The 16,270-nt window shown below is 62.8% G+C and carries 12 protein-coding genes; 1 reads left to right on the top strand and 11 read right to left on the bottom strand.

Annotated elements, in window-relative coordinates:
• Nucleotides 1-3 precede the first annotated feature (3 nt).
• From RZS28_RS17710 to RZS28_RS17685, 6 genes are all read right to left on the bottom strand, one after another.
• Entirely contained in the window at nt 4-1,551 is a 1,548-nt protein-coding gene (locus RZS28_RS17710) for a formate dehydrogenase beta subunit (RefSeq protein ID WP_407339042.1), read from the bottom strand.
• Nucleotides 1,548-2,024 carry a formate dehydrogenase subunit gamma gene (locus RZS28_RS17705; protein WP_407339041.1) on the bottom strand — a complete coding sequence of 159 codons (477 nt, stop codon included), beginning with the start codon at nt 2,022-2,024 and terminating at the stop codon, nt 1,548-1,550. The genes RZS28_RS17710 and RZS28_RS17705 overlap by 4 nt, the downstream gene beginning before the upstream one ends.
• A 128-nt stretch (nt 2,025-2,152) precedes the next feature.
• On the bottom strand, nt 2,153-3,043 hold the full coding sequence (locus RZS28_RS17700) for a LysR family transcriptional regulator (RefSeq protein ID WP_407339040.1): 891 nt from the start codon (nt 3,041-3,043) through the stop codon (nt 2,153-2,155).
• Nucleotides 3,040-4,566, bottom strand: coding sequence for a glycoside hydrolase family 15 protein (locus RZS28_RS17695; protein WP_407339039.1), 1,527 nt, complete (start codon nt 4,564-4,566; stop codon nt 3,040-3,042). Before RZS28_RS17695 ends, RZS28_RS17700 begins: the two co-directional genes overlap by 4 nt.
• Before the next feature lie 9 nt (nt 4,567-4,575).
• On the bottom strand, nt 4,576-5,856 hold the full coding sequence (locus tag RZS28_RS17690) for a glucoamylase family protein (protein WP_407339038.1): 1,281 nt from the start codon (nt 5,854-5,856) through the stop codon (nt 4,576-4,578).
• Between the two features lie 44 nt (nt 5,857-5,900).
• Nucleotides 5,901-7,619, bottom strand: a complete 1,719-nt coding sequence (locus RZS28_RS17685; RefSeq protein ID WP_407339037.1) for an ABC transporter ATP-binding protein/permease — start codon at nt 7,617-7,619, stop codon at nt 5,901-5,903.
• Between the two features lie 217 nt (nt 7,620-7,836).
• On the opposite strand from RZS28_RS17685, the gene RZS28_RS17680 reads away from it, so the two are divergent.
• The gene (locus RZS28_RS17680; protein WP_407339036.1) at nt 7,837-9,975 is read left to right on the top strand and encodes a glycoside hydrolase family 3 N-terminal domain-containing protein; all 2,139 of its coding nucleotides are present in this window, start codon (nt 7,837-7,839) and stop codon (nt 9,973-9,975) included.
• Nucleotides 9,976-9,995: 20 nt separating this feature from the next.
• Here RZS28_RS17680 and RZS28_RS17675 read toward each other — a convergent pair whose 3' ends face one another.
• The 5 genes from RZS28_RS17675 to radA form a co-directional block, all read right to left on the bottom strand.
• On the bottom strand, nt 9,996-10,517 hold the full coding sequence (locus tag RZS28_RS17675; protein WP_407339035.1) for an RNA polymerase sigma factor: 522 nt from the start codon (nt 10,515-10,517) through the stop codon (nt 9,996-9,998).
• A gap of 754 nt (nt 10,518-11,271) precedes the next feature.
• Complete coding sequence (locus RZS28_RS17670; protein ID WP_407339034.1) at nt 11,272-12,021, bottom strand: SDR family NAD(P)-dependent oxidoreductase; 750 nt, start codon at nt 12,019-12,021, stop codon at nt 11,272-11,274.
• A gap of 216 nt (nt 12,022-12,237) precedes the next feature.
• Nucleotides 12,238-13,770 carry an amidophosphoribosyltransferase gene (purF, locus tag RZS28_RS17665; protein ID WP_407339033.1) on the bottom strand — a complete coding sequence of 511 codons (1,533 nt, stop codon included), beginning with the start codon at nt 13,768-13,770 and terminating at the stop codon, nt 12,238-12,240.
• Nucleotides 13,771-13,983: 213 nt separating this feature from the next.
• Nucleotides 13,984-14,595, bottom strand: coding sequence for a CvpA family protein (locus RZS28_RS17660; RefSeq protein WP_407339032.1), 612 nt, complete (start codon nt 14,593-14,595; stop codon nt 13,984-13,986).
• Nucleotides 14,596-14,842: 247 nt separating this feature from the next.
• The gene (radA, locus tag RZS28_RS17655; RefSeq protein ID WP_407339031.1) at nt 14,843-16,270 is read right to left on the bottom strand and encodes a DNA repair protein RadA; all 1,428 of its coding nucleotides are present in this window, start codon (nt 16,268-16,270) and stop codon (nt 14,843-14,845) included.

The raw sequence follows: 16,270 nt of genomic DNA, 5'->3' as shown, positions 1-16,270 counted from the left end.
TCCTTATTCAGCCGCCAGCGCGGGCGGCGCGAAATCTTCCCTGAAATGATGGAGCGCGCTCAGCACCGGATAGGGCGCGAAGCCGCCAAGCGCGCAGAGCGAGCCGAATTTCATGGTCTGGCAAAGGTCTTCGAGAAGCGCGAGATTCTCTTCCGTCTTGACGCCGCCGATGACGCGATCGACGACCTCGACGCCGCGCGTCGAGCCGATGCGGCAGGGGGTGCATTTGCCGCAGCTCTCAACCGCGCAGAACTCCATGGCGAACCGCGCCATGCGCGCCATATCGACCGTATCGTCGAATATGACGAGGCCGCCATGGCCGATGAGCCCGTCGCGCGCGGCGAAGGCCTCATAATCGAAGGGCGTGTCAAACAGCGCGCGAGGGAAATAGGCGCCGAGAGGTCCACCGCATTGCACGGCTCGCACCGGCCGGCCGGAGGCTGTGCCGCCGCCTATCTCCTCCACGATTTCGCCAAGGGTGAGGCCGAACGCGGTCTCGAAGAGGCCCCCATAGCGGACATTGCCGGCGATCTGCAGCGGCATGGTGCCGCGCGATCGGCCGACGCCGAAACTGGCGTAAAATTCGGCGCCGCGATCGAGAATGGTCGGCGCGGCCACGAGCGACAGAACATTGTTGACGACTGTCGGGCGTTGAAACAGCCCTTTATGCGCGGGCAAGGGCGGCTTCGCCCGGACAATGCCGCGCTTGCCTTCCAGGCTTTCGAGCAAGGCCGTTTCTTCGCCGCAGACATAGGCGCCGGCGCCCATGCGGATCTCGATGTCGAAATTATGCTCCGAGCCCTTGATGTTAGAGCCGAGGTATCCCGCCTGGCGGGCGAGAACCAGCGCTTGCGAAAAGGTCTTCGCCGCATGCGGATATTCGGAGCGGCAGTAGACATAGCCTTTGGTCGCGCCGATGGCGACCGCGCAGATCGTCATGCCCTCGATCAAGGAGAAAGGGTCGCCTTCAACGATCATGCGATCGGCGAAAGTGCCGCTATCGCCTTCGTCGAAATTGCAGACGACGTAACGACGATCGGCCGGCGCGTCCGCCACGGTCTTCCATTTGATTCCTGTGGGAAAACCAGCCCCGCCGCGCCCGCGCAGGCCGGATTTGGTCATTTCGGCGATCGTCGCGGCAGGTCCAATTTCAATGGCGCGCAAAAGCCCGCGCCAGCCGCCATGCGCAGCGTAATCGGAGAGCGAGACCGGATCTATAATTCCGCAGCGGGCGAAAGTGAGCCGGTTCTGGCGGGCGAAAAAAGGATGCTCCTCCGGCTTGCCAATCCGGCGGGCGTGGGCTCCGCCGTTGATGAAGCCAGCGTCGAAAAGCGCTCCGACTTCGGAGGCCGCGATCGGGCCATAGCCAATCCGGCCCTCTGCCGTCTCGACTTCCACCAAAGGCTCAAGAAAATATGCGCCTCGTGAACCCGTCCGGATGATTTCGACAGAAAGCCCTCGCGCCCGCGCCTCGGCCTCGATCCGCGCCACGACTTTATTCGCCCCGACCGCCAGGGCTGCAATATCCTTGGGGATGAATATGCGCGTCATAGGCCGCGCGCCTCATCGATCGCTTCGCCGAGCGTCGCGGCGTCGAGCCTTGCGATCGGCTCGCCATCGAGCAGCGCCGCGGGAGATGAAGCGCAAAGGCCAAGGCAGTAGACGGGCTCGACCGTCAGCTCTCCGTCTTGGGTCCGGCCATGCCAGTCGATGCCGAGCTTGGCGAGAAGATCTCGCGCCAATTCCTCACTCCCCATGCTTTGGCAAGCCTCGCCGCGGCAGAGCTTGAGGATATGCCGTCCGGCGGGTTCGTGGCGGAAATCATGATAGAAAGTAATGACCCCATACACTTCGGCGCGCGAAAGATTGAGCGTATGCGCGATAAGCGGAGCGGCCTCAGCGCCGACATAGCCAAACTCTTCCTGCAAAGCGTGGAGAATCGGGAGCATCGGACCCTCGAGGCCGAGGTGCTCATTGACGATTTCCTGAGCCCGATCAGCATTCCACGAGGAGCCCTCAAGCATTCGTTTCCACCCATTTGTTTTTGATGTCTGTATAGGATCCGACGTTAGGTTACGAAAATCAATAAAGCAGTTGAGTTGAGCTATAGAGATTTTCTATCGCTCGGCCTCAATCTATCGGCGCGGCGCGATCAATCCGGCAGAGCGATCCGATTGGCTTCGGCGACAAAGGCGCGGAGGAGCGGCGTCATCGGCTCTCGCCGGGGCAGCACAAGCCCGATTTTATGCACCTCTTGCGGCTCGACGATAGGAATGGAGCGCAAAGGTTCAGCCAGTCCAAGCACGCCGGCGAACGCCTCCGGGACGACGCTCGCCCATTCGCCGGTCCGGACATGCGAGAAGAGAACCACCATCGAATTTGACTCCAGCATGGGCGTTGGCGGTTCGGAGCGATAATTGGCGAGCAAACGGTCGATAATGCGGCGGTTCTGCATGTCCGGGGTGAGCAGGCAAAGCGGGATGCCCGCTACCTCCGCCCAGGTCACGCTCGTGCGATCGCCGAGCGGGCAATGGACGGAGGTCAGGAGGCGGTAGCGCTCATAATAGAGCGGCACTGTCCTAATCTGACCGAGCGGTTCATTGTCGAGATAGGTGAGGCCGGCGTCAATCTCGAGATCATCAAGCAATGTTAGGATCTTGCGAGATGATTCAGAGAGAATGGTGAAACGAACGTCAGGGTGCTTCGCCCGGAAAGGGGTCGTAAGCTCAGCCACCATCCCGAGCGCCGTCGGCACTGCCGCGACCCTCAAGTGCCCGGTCAGAGCCGCGTTGGTGGTCCGAACGTCCTGGCGCATCGCTCGCGCATCGCTGACGATGCGCTTCGCCCATTCCAGCACGCGCTCGCCCTCGGCCGTCAGACCGTGGAAGCGCGAGCTTCGATTAACGAGAAGCACCCCCAAAATATCTTCCAATTGCTTGATGCCGGCCGAAAATGTCGGCTGGGTGACGCCGCAGCTCTCAGCTGCTCGGCTGAAGCTCTTTTCGCGGGCCAGCACCATGAGGAATTCGAGCTTGTCAATCACGTGGAGACGCCACGCCGGTCGAGGCTGACTTTGACCATGCGCAAGGCGGCCTCGCGGCTTGCAACGGCGGTGATGAAGGCGGCGTGGCTCCAGGCGAGATCCTTCGCGGAGGCAGGCGCGCCGGTCGCCTGGTCGAACTGCTCGGCAAGCTCTCCCGAAGTGGGCGCATAGGCCTCGACCGTCGCCATGAACATGTCCCCCCGCCGAAGCACGGCCCTGAAAAAATCATCTCGGCGCTCCGGCGCCAAAGGCCCGAAAGGGGGCGGGGCATTTTTCACCGAAGTCGCGTCGAGCCCCTGCAAAATGTCCCTATTTTCACGCGTGACCCGGATCATTGCGCCTGCCGCCGCTGCTTCTGCGAGGCGGAAATAGAATTGAGCGGCGCCGAGCGTCGCAAAATAATAGGCCCCCCCGCTGTAGTAGCGGTCGCCCGCGTAGCGGCCCATGGCCGGGCCGCAGCCTTCAGGGCGGCGTTCATTGATCGGGTAGACGGTTTCAAATAAATTTTCCAGCCGCGCCAGAGTCGCCAGGACCTTGGGGTCGAGGACGCTATGCGCTCCCTCCTTGCGGTCGGCATGGATCACCGCGAGAATTGTCGCGATGTCGAGATCTTTGCTTGATGCGCCGGGCGCGACGTCAAGGCGGCTGAGGTAGAAGCCCTCGGCGCCGCTCCAATGTTCGTCGAGACTCTGCGCGATCTCTTCCGCGGCCTCGCGATAGGCTTGCGCGCGGTCGGGCTTGCCCAATTCATCGCTCCATCGCGCCCCGTCGGCGAGCGCGGCGTATTGCGCAAGGCGCGTGTAATAATGGCGGCCAAGCTCCTCTTCCCAAATGTCGAAGCTCGGCTCGCGCCAGCAATGATGGATAAAGGCGAGGTCGCGCTCGATGAGGGTTTGCATGGCGCGGGTCTCCAACTCTCCGACGGAGTCGAGCGCCCAGAAGCGCATGACCGTGAGGGCGCGCAAGGCGGGGCCGTCATGTTGCGGGCGCGACCATTTGATGATGTCAAGGGTTCCATCCGGATTGAACCGGGGCTCGCCCAGGGCGCGTTCGCCTGTGATTTCAGCCAAATCGCGATCGGACCGCACATATTGCAGGAAGAATGGCTCGACGCTCTGTCGGAAGTCACCCGCACGGCTTAGAAACGCGCGCCCGTCGAGATCGACGAGCCGCAAGCTGAAAGCGAGAAAATCCTCGAAATGGCCGAGCCCCTCCCGGCCAAGCGCGCCAGAGACGATCAGGCAGCGCAGAGCGTCCATGACGATCGCCGAGTCGCGCACCCAATGGAAGAAATAGTCCGGGTCGGGATCATAGGCTGCGATCACGGGGGAGGCCAGCACGGAGCCTTTCACCGGTCGAATCACCTGGCCAAAGCCCGGCCGCGTCTTGACGAGATGCGTCGCCGAAATGCTGCGCAGCAAAGCCGCAGCAGAAAAGGAATATTGACGCGCGAGCCAATCCTGCGACAGGCATGGAGCCCCTTGCGCCAAATCTCCGCTCGTGGTCGATCCTGTGTCCTCCACGAGCTTCTCCTAAACGAGATGCGGACTTTCGAATCCGAGCCGCCTCAAGCCGGTCTGCACGTCCGGGTCGGCCATGAACAATTTCCACAAGAGGCCGGTCCGATAATTCTCGATCATGATGACGATCGGTCCCTGGTCGATGGCGAGATAGGTCTTTGCGTACCAGTCCTGGCTTTCGCTGAAAGCGTCGGTGAAGCCGAAGCGGCCCCATATTCTGTCGCCGAGAACGTCGTAAAATTGGCGCAAGGCCCGCATCGCTTGCTGTGGGGCGTAGGGAAAGCTCGAGAGGGCCGCGGTCGGCGAAATGACGCCTGTGTCATTGTCTGGGGCATGCGCTACGTAGCCGGTTGGGTCATCGCTCGCCGTGAGCCCCCAGACGTTGCGGCCATAGCCCTTGCAGCGATTGGGATTGCGGACGCAATGTTCGTAATTGATCAGCGTATGCTGCATGTTTTGCTCAAGATAGAAGGCGTAGGCGTCCTTCAGTCCGCGCGGGTCGAGGCCGCAAAAAGAATAATGGCAGAAGAATAAGGGGCCCCCGAAGTCAGGGCCGAGCGGCAGTTCAATGTCGTAAAACCGACGGCCATTGATGAACCGGCGGCTCTGGGCCCAGCCATTATGATAGACTGCGGGATCGATCGGGTAAGTCGGCGAGGCGGCGGCGAGCGCGTAAGTGATGAGGCATTCGTTCCAGCCTCTCACGTCGGCGTCAAGACTCCAGCCGTGATTGGGGCTCCAGTGCCAGGTCAGCGCGTTATGACCGTTGCGGGCGTGCCAGCTCCATTCCGCGTCGCGCCAAAGCCAGGTGATGCGATCGCGCAGGCTTGTCTCCGCGGCGTCGTCGCGGTTGAAATATTGACGCGCGCATAAGAGTCCCTGGAACAAAAACGATGTTTCGACTATGTCGCCGCCATCGTCCTTCCGGCCAAAGGCTATGGTCGCGCCGGTGCGACCGTTTACGTAATGCGGGAAATGGCCGTGATAGCAGGGCGTCCGCGCGAGAAAGGCGAGCATTCCGTCGAGGCGGCCGATCGCTTCAGCCCGAGTGATCCAGCCGCGCTCCGTCGCGACGATGATCGCCATGACGCCAAATCCGCAGCCGCCAATGCTGACGAGATCGTCATCGGGATCGGCGTCGAGTCCGGTCCGGTCGCGCGTGAGGCCGCTGACCGGATGCGCCCCTTCCCAGAAGAAGCGGAATGTTTGCCGTTGAACAAGATCGAGCAGCGCCTCGTCCGACGATCGCGCATGAGGCCTGTTGATCGTTTGTTGCTTATGGGACGATGGCATCGGCTCAAGGATACTGAATGAAAAGACCCCGTTTTTTCCGGCGGTCAAGCGGCGGCCTTTTGCTCGACCCTCGACGTAGCCGTGGGAAGAGTCGGACAAGGAACCAGCCGCATGCCATCCGGGTCGCTGGTCAGGCGCAGGACGCGCGTATAGAAGCCGTCAGGGGTGCCCTGACGACCGATGCTGATGAGCGTTGTTCCGGCCAGCTCGTGGCGGAAAATATCAAGGACAGTGATGCGGCTGTTCTCGTCGAGCCGGCCTATGGCGTCGTCGATCAGGACCCAACCCGGCTTGTGCAGCAACAGACGCGCGAAAGCGAGATTTTGCAGCTCGTCGCCGCTGAGCTCGCCGTCCCAATGCGCGACGCGATCAAGTTTGGGCGATAAATAGGAGAGCGCCATTCGATCGAGCGCGGCTGTGATCTCGCTATCGGTGAACGCGGTCGCCGGAGCGGGATAGGAAAGGACGGCGCGCAGGGAGCCTGGCGGGATGTAAGGAGGTTGCGACATGAAGAACATGGTCTCGCGCGGTGGCAGAAAAATGCGGCCGCAGCCCCACGGCCAAAGACCTGCGATGGCGCGGAAAAGATTGGTCTTGCCGACTCTCGGCGCGCCGATGATCAAGACATGCTCTCCGGGCTCGATCGAAATGTGCGATTCATTCAGCGCGGCGCAGCCCCCGGGCGAAGCGACGCCGAGACTATCGAACGTGAGCTTGCCGTCGGTGGCCTCGACGCGCTCGATCTGACCCGTCTTGTGGCCTAGCCTGTCCATCTCGACCAGCGCCTGACGAAAGCTTGCGACGCGAAGAAGCGTGGCGCGCCAATCAGCGATCGCGCTGAAATTGTCGCTGAACCAGCGCAGCGCCTGCTGCACCTGATTGAACGCGCCGACGGCCACCATCAGCCCGCCGAGGGACAGATCGCCGCTGAAAAATCCGGGCGCCGCCACGACGAAGGGCGCGATAATGGTGAACCATCCATAGCCGGCGGTAACCCAGGCGAGCCGCGTCACTCCCGTGACCAGCCGGCGCATCATGGCGAGGACCTGATCGAGCGCATGGCCGACATGCTCTTTTTCATCCCTCTCGCCGCCATGAATCGCGATGCCATTGGCGTGCTCGTTGACCCGCACGAGCGCGACTCGCAGATCCGCCTCACGGGCGTAGCGCTCGGCATTGAGACGGATAAGCGGACGCCCGACCATCCAGCTCAGCCAGGATGCGGCGCTCGCATAAAGGAGCGCGCACCAGACCATGTAGCCGGGGATAGCAAAATGCCATCCGTCAAGATTAAGGATTATGCCCCGCGACAGGATCCATAAGACCCCGATGAAGCTCGCGAGAAGCAGCGTCGCCTGGAGCAGGCCAATGCCGAGATCGGTCGACAATTCCGTCAAATGGCGCACGTCCTCATGGACGCGCTGGTCGGGATTGACGCCGATTTCTCCAGCGCCGGCGAGACGGAAAGCGCGGTTGGGTTCGAGCCATTGATCGACCAGATCGCGGGTGAGCCCTTCGCGGAGCTTCAATTTCGTCGTCTGATTGAGCCAGGTCTGCGAGACGTTCAAGATTAACAGCCCGCCTGCGATCCCAACGAAGACAATGAGCTGGTACAAGAAGCCGGCGAAGTTCTTGTGCGACAGGGAATCGTAAAAGGGACCGTTCCAGGCGTTGAGCTGGATCTGGCCGTAGGCCGTTGCGCCAACCACCGCGCAAAGCGCGACGCCGAGCGCGATGAGAGGAGTCCGATTGGGCGAGGCCATGAACGCCTTGCCCATCATTCGGATCTGCGGAGCAAGCTCATCGGCCGGCGCCGGCCAACTTGCTTTCGGTTCTGAGATTTGAATCGTTTGTTCCACAATCGAACTCGGTTTCATTTCCGGATCAGCCATCTTAGCATTTCGCGGGTCGCGAGGCGCGTCGGTCTATTCTAGGCGCAGGCGCGAGGAAGAAAGTCTAGAGCCGGGGCGGGCGCGGGCGGTGAAACGAATCGACAAGCTCCTCGCCGCCATGACGATCGAGGAGAAGATCGGCCAGCTTAGCATGGCTGCGGGCGAATTCATCGTCACCGGGCCGGTCCTTGCGGGCGAGGTTGCGGAAGGCGTCCGCGCCGGGCGCATAGGCAACCTCCTCAATCTTCGGGGCGCCGAGGAGGCGCGCGCCATTCAGCGCGTCGCCGTAGAGGAGAGCCGGCTCAAAATTCCGCTGCTGATCGGCTTCGACGTCCTGCATGGACATAACACGATCTTCCCGATCCCTCTTGCGGAAGCGGCGCTGTTTGATCCGCATTTTTGGGAACTTAGCGCGCGCGCGGCGGCGATCGAGGCGGCGGCCGATGGAATCGCCATGACCTTCGCCCCAATGCTCGACATTGCGCGCGACCCGCGCTGGGGGCGGATCGCCGAAGGGCCAGGCGAAGATCCCTGGGTCGCAGCGCGGTTCGCCGAAGCGAAAGTGCGCGGCTTTCAAGGCTCAAACCTCGCCGCGGCTGACGCGATCGCCGCTACGGCCAAGCATTTTTGCGCCTATGGCGCCGCTTTGGCCGGCCGCGACTACGCCTCGGCCGATGTTTCCGAGCGCCTCCTGCATGAAATCTATCTGCCGCCATTCGCGGCGGCGATCGCCGCCGGCTGCGCCGCGATCATGCCGGGCTTCAACGATCTCAATGGCGTCCCGATGACCGCGCATGTCCCTTTGCTGCGCGATTGGCTGCGCCGTCAGCACGGTTTCGAGGGCGTCATCATCAGTGATTATAATGCGATCGCGGAATTGCTGAACCATGGCGTCGCCGCCGATCTCGCCGAGGCTGCGGCTGCTGCGCTTCAAGCGGGCGTCGACATCGACATGATGAGCGACGCCTATCGCCAAGGACTCCCCACGGCGCTTGTGCGCGGCCTTGTGGCGATGGATCAGATCGACGGCTCGGTCCGGCGCGTGCTCGCGTTGAAGGAGCGCCTCGGCCTGTTCGACGACCCCTTTAGGCGCGGAGCCTCGCAGCCGCGTGATCCAAGAGAAGCCACTGTCCGCCGCGAGCTTGCGCGCGACATTGCGCGGCGCGCGATCGTGGTCCTGACCAATGATGGCGTCTTGCCGTTCTCGCGCGAGCTGCGCCGCATCGCTCTCATCGGCCCGCTCGCCGATGCGGGCGCCGAAATGCGCGGGCCATGGCCAGCCGCCGGCGACGCCGACGATTGCGTCACCGTCCTTCAAGCTTTGACGGAGGCGCTGCCGAACGCCGAGATTGTTTTTGAACGCGGCGTTGGAATTGAGGATGACGACGTTTCGGGAATCGCCCCGGCGCTGGCGGTCTGCCGCGGCGCCGATCTCGTGTTGCTGTGCCTCGGCGAAGCCGCCGCCATGAGCGGGGAAGCGGCTTCGAGGGCGAACCCGGACCTGCCGGGCCATCAGGCCGAGCTTGCGCAGGCGGTTTTGGACCAAGGCAAGCCCACCGTCGCCCTTGTTTTCTCCGGGCGGCCGTTGATCATTCCGATGCTCGTGGAGCGGGCGCGGGCCGTCGTCGCCGCTTGGTTTCTCGGCGCCGAGGCTGGGCATGCCGTGGCCGATGTCCTCACCGGGGCTTTCAATCCCACGGGCCGGCTTCCCGTCACCTGGCCGCGCCATATCGGCCAAGTCCCGATCTTCTACGCCGAGCGCCCGACGGGGAGACCGGCGGGTGCGAACGAGCTTTACGCCAGCAAATATCTCGACATGCCGACCGAACCGCTTTTCCCTTTTGGACACGGCTTGTCCTATAGCCGTTTCGCCCTCGCAAATCTGCGCGCGAGCAGCGAAAGCTTCTGGCTCGGCGACGAAATCATCGTGACGGTCGATGTCTTCAACGAGGGGCCTGTCGCCGGAGAAGAGACGCTGTTCCTATTCGCGCGGGATATGGTGGCGAGCGTCGCGCGGCCTCTCCTGGAGCTCAAAGGCGTAGCCAAGATAGCGCTGCGAGCGGGTGAAAGCGGGATCGTGCAATTTCCGCTTCCAGTCCGCTCGCTTCGCTTTTTGGACGTCACCCTTCGACCGCGTCTTGAGCCCGGCGAATTCCGTTTGTCCGTCGGACCGAGCGCCGATCCGCGGCGGCATTTGACGATCGCGCTATGCGCGCTACCCGACTGAAACGTTCATTCGATTATCCTTCATGCCGCTCCGGCCTTGTAGGATCGGGGAAGCCGCCGGCGCAGATGATTCATGGCTTTCGCCATATGCCGATCGATGGTTCGCACCGACACGCCGAGCCGACTGGCGATTTCGGCATGGGTGAGTTCATCGATCCGATTGAGAAGAAAAGCCTCGCGGCAGAGCGGTGGGAGCTCGTTGAGAGAGGCCTGGAACTGGCGCAGCTCCATGGCGCCTTCGACGGTCGCCTCGGGACTGGCCGCGCTTGTGGCGAGGCCGAGGAATTCAATCTCGTCTGCGGCGTAACGGGATCGCGTCTTTGTCTTGCGCGCCGCATCGACGGCCAGATTGGCGGCGATGCGAAAGAGATAAGCGCGCGGATGCTCAAGGGCCCCGATCGCCCCTCGCTGAAGCAGATGGAGGTAGGCGTCCTGCACAACGTCCTCCGCCTCCTGGCGTCCTACGCGGCGGCGGGCAAACCCATGCAATTCATGCGCATGAGCTTGATAGAGGCCCTCGAGGACCGCCTCAGGCGCGCCCATTGGCTCCTCCTTCGGCGCGAGCGCGCAAGCGAGCGCCTGCGCCAATCAAGGCGAGCGCCATGGCGCCGCCTTCCAACATGGAATGCAACATCAGGATGACCTTTTTGATGAAGGCCGGGGCCGCAATGGGCGCGCGACGGCCATGCGAAATAGAAATGATGGGACGTTTTGCCGCGAGGCGCCGCGGCGCGGCGCGTCTCCAGGACGGACTTCCGAGCCAAGAGCGGATTTCGCGCGGGCTCAGCAATCCTCGTCAAGACAGGAGGAAACTATTGCCGGAGCGTCGTCGAGCAAGCTTGGCGAGGTCGCGAAGAGCCGAGCGGAGAGGCGCGTTTTAAAGGTCTTGGGGAGGGCCACGCGCGGCGAAATAGAATTTGAGAGGCGGACGCGCTGCGATTGAGGGCGCCGATTCCCAGACTATGGACGAGGCCGCACGCCTTGGAAAAACCGCGACTGCGGCGGTCGCAGCGACATAGGCGCAAGCGCAAGCAGCGCATGCCAGAATGCAGCAAAGTCCGGCGTGATAATGATGTTCGCCGCCGGGTGCGCCAGAGGGCGATCCATCTTGCGAGCAGGTCATGCCGGTCGATGAATCGAAAGCAGCGACCGGTCCGGCATCAGCAAGAAACGCCTGCAGCAAAAGCGCATAGAGCGCGATCACGCTAATCACGACGCGCTTTGCGACCGAGCCCTGGCGAAACCTTCCCATGTGTTCAACATTAGCACGCAGCGGGGCTATTGCAACGGAGCGTTCTCACGCCGGCGGCATGAAGCTCAGCACCCGGTCCGTCGGAAAATCGTAAAGCTTGCCGGTCAGCGGCCAGTCCGGCGCGCAGAGCGCGACGATCTTTGGCGCAAGCTCCTCCGGCGTTCTTAGGCTCATCGGGTCTTCGCCGGGCATGGCGGAGGCGCGCATGCGCGTGCGCAGCGGCCCCGGATTGACCGCCATGACTTTCACCGCCGAAATATTCGCGGTTTCCGCCGCATAGGTGCGGACCAGCGCATCGATCGCCGCCTTCGAGATCGCGTAAGGCCCCCAATAGGCCTTGAAATTCGCCGCATGGCCAGCGCCCGACGAAATGAGAATCACCCGTCCGGCGTCGGCCGCGCGGAGGAGGGGGTCGAGCGAGCGAATGAGCCGCCAATTGGCCGTGACATTGACCGCAAACACATCGTCCCATTGCCTCGGCTCGACATGGGCGAGCGGCGTCAGGGGGCCAAGCACGCCGGCGTTGCCGATGAATATGTCGAGCTTTCCCCATCGCTCGAAGATCGCCGCGCCGAGGCGGTCGAGCGCCGGAAAGTCTTTGACGTCGCAAGGCGCCAGCGTCACCTCGCCGCCTTCGCCACGGACCGCATCGTCGAGCTCCTCAAGCGCGCCTTGGGTGCGGGCGAGCGCGATCACATGCGCGCCGGCTCTGGCGAGCTCGATCGCGACCGCGCGGCCTATGCCGCGCGACGCTCCAGTCACTAGGGCTATGCGGCCGTCGAGAAGGAGAGACATGAGAAGCGCTTGCTATTTGCGGGAGCTTAACAATAAGCTGGCGGCGCGATTCTGCGTTTGCGTGCGGCTCTCCAGCATAATCCGCGAAAGCTGCGGCCGGTTTCGTAATAAGAGCGCCCTGTTTCCAGCGAGCGCAAGCGACATTGTTTTACGCCAAGACGCGTCAAATCAAATCCAGCGAGATCTCTTTATGTTCCGTTGGAGTAGGAAGAGGGCTCAACTGGCTTCCGCCAGAAGCGAAAGCTGGCTCTTCGTTTCGCCGCCGACATCGGTGAGCTTCGTCGGATAATCGCCGGTGAAGCAATGATCGGTGAACTGGGGGCGCAGCGGATCGCGGGCTTTTTCGCCCATGGCGCGATAGATGCCGTCAACCGACAGAAAGGCGAGGGAATCGCAGCCGATATAGGCGCGCATTTCCTCAAGGGTGTAGGTTGCCGCGAGCAATTTGTCCCGCTCGGGCGTGTCGATTCCATAATAGTCGGGATGGGTAATTGGCGGCGACGAGATCCTGAAATGCACTTCGCGCGCGCCGGCGTCGCGCATCATCTGCACGATCTTGACGGATGTCGTGCCGCGCACGATCGAATCGTCGATCAGGACGATGCGCTTGCCGGCGACGACCGCGCGATTGGCGCTGTGCTTCAGGCGCACGCCCAACTCGCGGACCGATTGGGTCGGCTGGATGAAGGTCCGTCCGATGTAGTGATTTCGGATGATGCCGAGTTCGAAAGGGACGCCAGAAAATTGCGCGTAGCCGATTGCCGCAGGCACGCCGGAATCCGGCACAGGCACAACGACGTCGGCGTCGATAGGCGCCTCGCGCGCGAGCTCCGCGCCCATTGCTTTCCGGACATTATAGACAGGGAGGCCATGCACGATCGAATCGGGCCGCGCAAAATAGATATATTCGAAAATGCATGGACGCATCGGACGCGGCGGAAAAGGCCGCAAACTCTCGATGCCTTCTTCGGAAATGACGACGATCTCGCCATTTTCGATATCGCGCACGAAACGCGCGCCGATAATGTCGAGCGCGCAGGTCTCTGAGGCGAGGATGTAGCGTCCGTCGAGTTCGCCAAGGACGAGGGGCCTTATCCCCAGCGGATCTCGCGCGCCGATGAGCTTCTTGTTGGACAGGGCGACCAGCGCGTAAGCGCCTTCGATGGCGCGCAAGGCCTCAATGAAACGGTCGATAAGGCGCTGGCGGCGGCTTCGCGCGACGAGATGCAGGATCACCTCGGTGTCGGAGGTCGATTGATAGATCGCCCCGTCGCGCACGAGATCGCGGCGCAGCGTCAGTCCATTGGTGAGATTGCCGTTATGTGCGACGGCGAAACCGCCGGAATTCAGCTCGGCGAAAAGCGGCTGGACATTGCGCAAGATAGTTTCGCCCATTGTCGAATAGCGCACATGGCCGATCGCCGATTCGCCCGGAAGCCGCTCGATGGTCGAAGCCTTGGAGAAATGCTCGCTGACGAGGCCGAGCCTGCGTTCCGAATTATACCTATGGCCATCATAGGCGACGATGCCGGCCGCCTCCTGGCCGCGGTGCTGCAAGGCGTGCAGTCCGAGCGCCGTGATCGCCGCGGCCTCAGGATGGCCGAAAATGCCGAAGACTCCGCATTCCTCGCGCAACCGGTCGGCATCGAAGTCGAAGTCTTCCGAATCGGACGGGCCGAAGGAATGCTCGTCCCGGGAAGACTTAGGGTCGCAATCAGGACTCTGTCCGCCGTTGACCGCGTCACCCATGAACCGTCTCCCGAAAATGTCCTCGTCGAGCAGCTTGATGTCGACAGTCGCCTCCCGTAGGGCGATCTCGCGCGTCCGGGGCCTTTGCGCAAAGCAAGTCGTGAGCCGAAGCGGATGACGCAATGCTTACATAATCAACTTTGAGGCGAATGTCAGCCTTGTCGGCGCGAAGAAGCTCGAGCCGCGCCGGCGACCGACCGTCGCAGCGACGGCTCACGTCCTTTTGCCGCTCCCGGATCTTTCCTGGGGCAATGCCGGCCCAGCCTTCGGCTCCACATCGCTGTCGGGCGCCGGCTCCTCGGCCGCGGTCCCGGCCTTGGGCTTCTTGAGCTTGCTCAAAAGACCCTCGGGGTCATCCGGCAGGACCGCCATGAGCTGGTCTCCGGTGGCTTGCAAAAGCGGCCGCATCTTTGCAGTCTTGACCCATTCCGGCTGGGTCTTCTCAGGCACGAGCCAGCTGAAGAAAACAAAGGCGATGACGCAGAGCAGCAGCCCGCGAACCGCCCCGAAAACGAAGCCGAGGGAACGATCGAGCGCCCCGACCTTCGAGTCCAGGATAGCGTCCGAGAGTTTCACGGTCAGGATGGATACGAGGATCAAGGTCACGAAGAAAACCGCCGCGGCGGAGACGGCCTGTTGGACGATCTCCTTGGCGATGTAGGGTTTCACGTAAGGCACGACAAAGGGGTAAAGATAGATCGCGGCGACGGCGGCGCCGCCCCATGACGCGATCGCCAGCACCTCGCGGGTGAACCCGCGCAACATCGCCAGGAAGGCCGAGATCAATATGACGACGATCAAGCCCAGATCGAGATAGGATGGCATTAGCTTTGGCCCTTCGCGCCGCAAGCGTGAGATCAGATGTGCCGCCGGCGCGTTCGAACGCCGTGAAGATTGTCCTGCGCGCCGCCGCCTTCCTCACCTAATCGAATTGAAGCGGGGCCGCCGTCGCTAGGTCTTATAGCGAGGCGAATCGTTTCAGTCACCTTGCAAAGAAAAAGGTTGCAAGAGCGTATAGCGAGCGTTTGCGAGGGTTTTGGGCTAGCTGCTTCAACCTTCGCATCTTCCGCATTTAGCTGCGTCGCGGCGGCGCGACGGACTCATTCGGTTTGGCCGCGGCGATCTTGGCGACCAGCTCGGAAATATGCAGACAGTTGTGCACAGTGAGATCGCTCGAGGGGCGTTCGCCTCTTTCCGCGCCAGACTCCGGTGACGCTTGCGGTCGGGTCGCATGACAAAAGCCAAGTTTCGCCGCCTCCTTGAGCCGCGCCATTCCATGCGCCACCGGCCTGATCGCGCCGGAAAGCGCGATCTCGCCGAAAAAGACGGAGTCGGACGCAAGCGTTCTGCCGGTCAGGGAGGACACGAGAGCGGCCGCCGCGGCGAGATCGGCGGCGGGCTCGCCGACGCGCAAGCCGCCCGCGACGCTGAGATAGATGTCATATTGGCCGAGCTTCAGCCCGGCATGCGCCTCGAGGACGGCGAGAACCATGGACAGGCGCGCGGCGTCCCAGCCGACGACGGCGCGGCGCGGCGTCCCGAGCGAGCTTTGCGCGACCAGCGCCTGAAATTCGACGAGAAGCGGGCGGCTTCCCTCCATCCCCGCGAAAACCGCGGCTCCAGGCGCCGCGGCGTCGCGCGCGGAGAGAAACAAGGCGGATGGATTAGCCACCTCGGCGAGCCCTCGTCCGGTCATCTCGAAAACGCCGATCTCGTCGGTTGGGCCGAAGCGGTTCTTGACGCCGCGAAGCAAGCGGAGGTCGCGGCCGCCCTCGCCTTCAAAGGAAATCACCGCGTCAACCATATGTTCGACGACGCGGGGCCCTGCGATCTGGCCGTCCTTGGTGACATGGCCGACAAGAATCACCGCCGCGCCCGTCGCCTTGGCGAAGCGGATCAGCGCCTGGGCCGCGCCGCGAACCTGGCTGACCGTGCCGGGCGCCGAGTCGACGACCGGCGTCCACATCGTCTGGATCGAATCGATGACGACGAGGGCCGGCCGCTTGCCTTGGCCGAGAGTGGCGACGATATCGTCCACATTGGTCTCAGCGGCGAGTTCGATGGAGGCTCCGGCGAGGCCAAGACGCAGCGCGCGCAGGCGCACCTGATCGACCGCCTCCTCACCGGAAATATAGACGACGCGTCTGTCTTGCGCGGCGAGCGCGGCGCACGCCTGGATCAACAGCGTCGACTTGCCGATGCCGGGCTCGCCGCCGAGCAAGAAAACTGAGCCTGGGACGAAGCCGCCGCCGATGACGCGATCAAGTTCCGCCAAGCCAGTCGTTATTCGAGCCGCCGCCGGGCGGTCTTTATCGACCAGGTTCGAAAGATTGAAGACGCGGCCCTTCCGAACGCCGAGCGCAGCCTGCGCGCCAATTCCAGAGCCAGCGCTTTCCTCGGCGATCGTATTCCACGCGCCGCAGGATTCGCAGCGGCCTTGCCAGCGCTGGCTTGCCGCGCCGCAGTTCTGGCAGACATAGGAAATATGCGGCTTGGCCAT

This window comes from Methylocapsa polymorpha, from assembly GCF_045689225.1.
GTDB lineage: Bacteria > Pseudomonadota > Alphaproteobacteria > Rhizobiales > Beijerinckiaceae > Methylocapsa > Methylocapsa polymorpha.
The sequence above is the reverse complement of the archived record's forward strand: the minus strand, read 5'-3'. Positions and strand labels throughout refer to the sequence as shown.

Coding starts and splice junctions, on each gene's coding strand:
- RZS28_RS17710 (WP_407339042.1), bottom strand. CDS start 1,551: ATGACGCGCATATTCATCCCCAAGGATATTGCAGCCCTGGCGGTCGGG.
- RZS28_RS17705 (WP_407339041.1), bottom strand. CDS start 2,024: ATGCTTGAGGGCTCCTCGTGGAATGCTGATCGGGCTCAGGAAATCGTC.
- RZS28_RS17690 (WP_407339038.1), bottom strand. CDS start 5,856: ATGCCATCGTCCCATAAGCAACAAACGATCAACAGGCCTCATGCGCGA.
- RZS28_RS17685 (WP_407339037.1), bottom strand. CDS start 7,619: ATGGCCTCGCCCAATCGGACTCCTCTCATCGCGCTCGGCGTCGCGCTT.
- RZS28_RS17675 (WP_407339035.1), bottom strand. CDS start 10,517: ATGGGCGCGCCTGAGGCGGTCCTCGAGGGCCTCTATCAAGCTCATGCG.
- RZS28_RS17670 (WP_407339034.1), bottom strand. CDS start 12,021: ATGTCTCTCCTTCTCGACGGCCGCATAGCCCTAGTGACTGGAGCGTCG.
- purF (WP_407339033.1), bottom strand. CDS start 13,770: ATGGGTGACGCGGTCAACGGCGGACAGAGTCCTGATTGCGACCCTAAG.
- RZS28_RS17660 (WP_407339032.1), bottom strand. CDS start 14,595: ATGCCATCCTATCTCGATCTGGGCTTGATCGTCGTCATATTGATCTCG.
- radA (WP_407339031.1), bottom strand. CDS start 16,270: ATGGCCAAGCCGCATATTTCCTATGTCTGCCAGAACTGCGGCGCGGCA.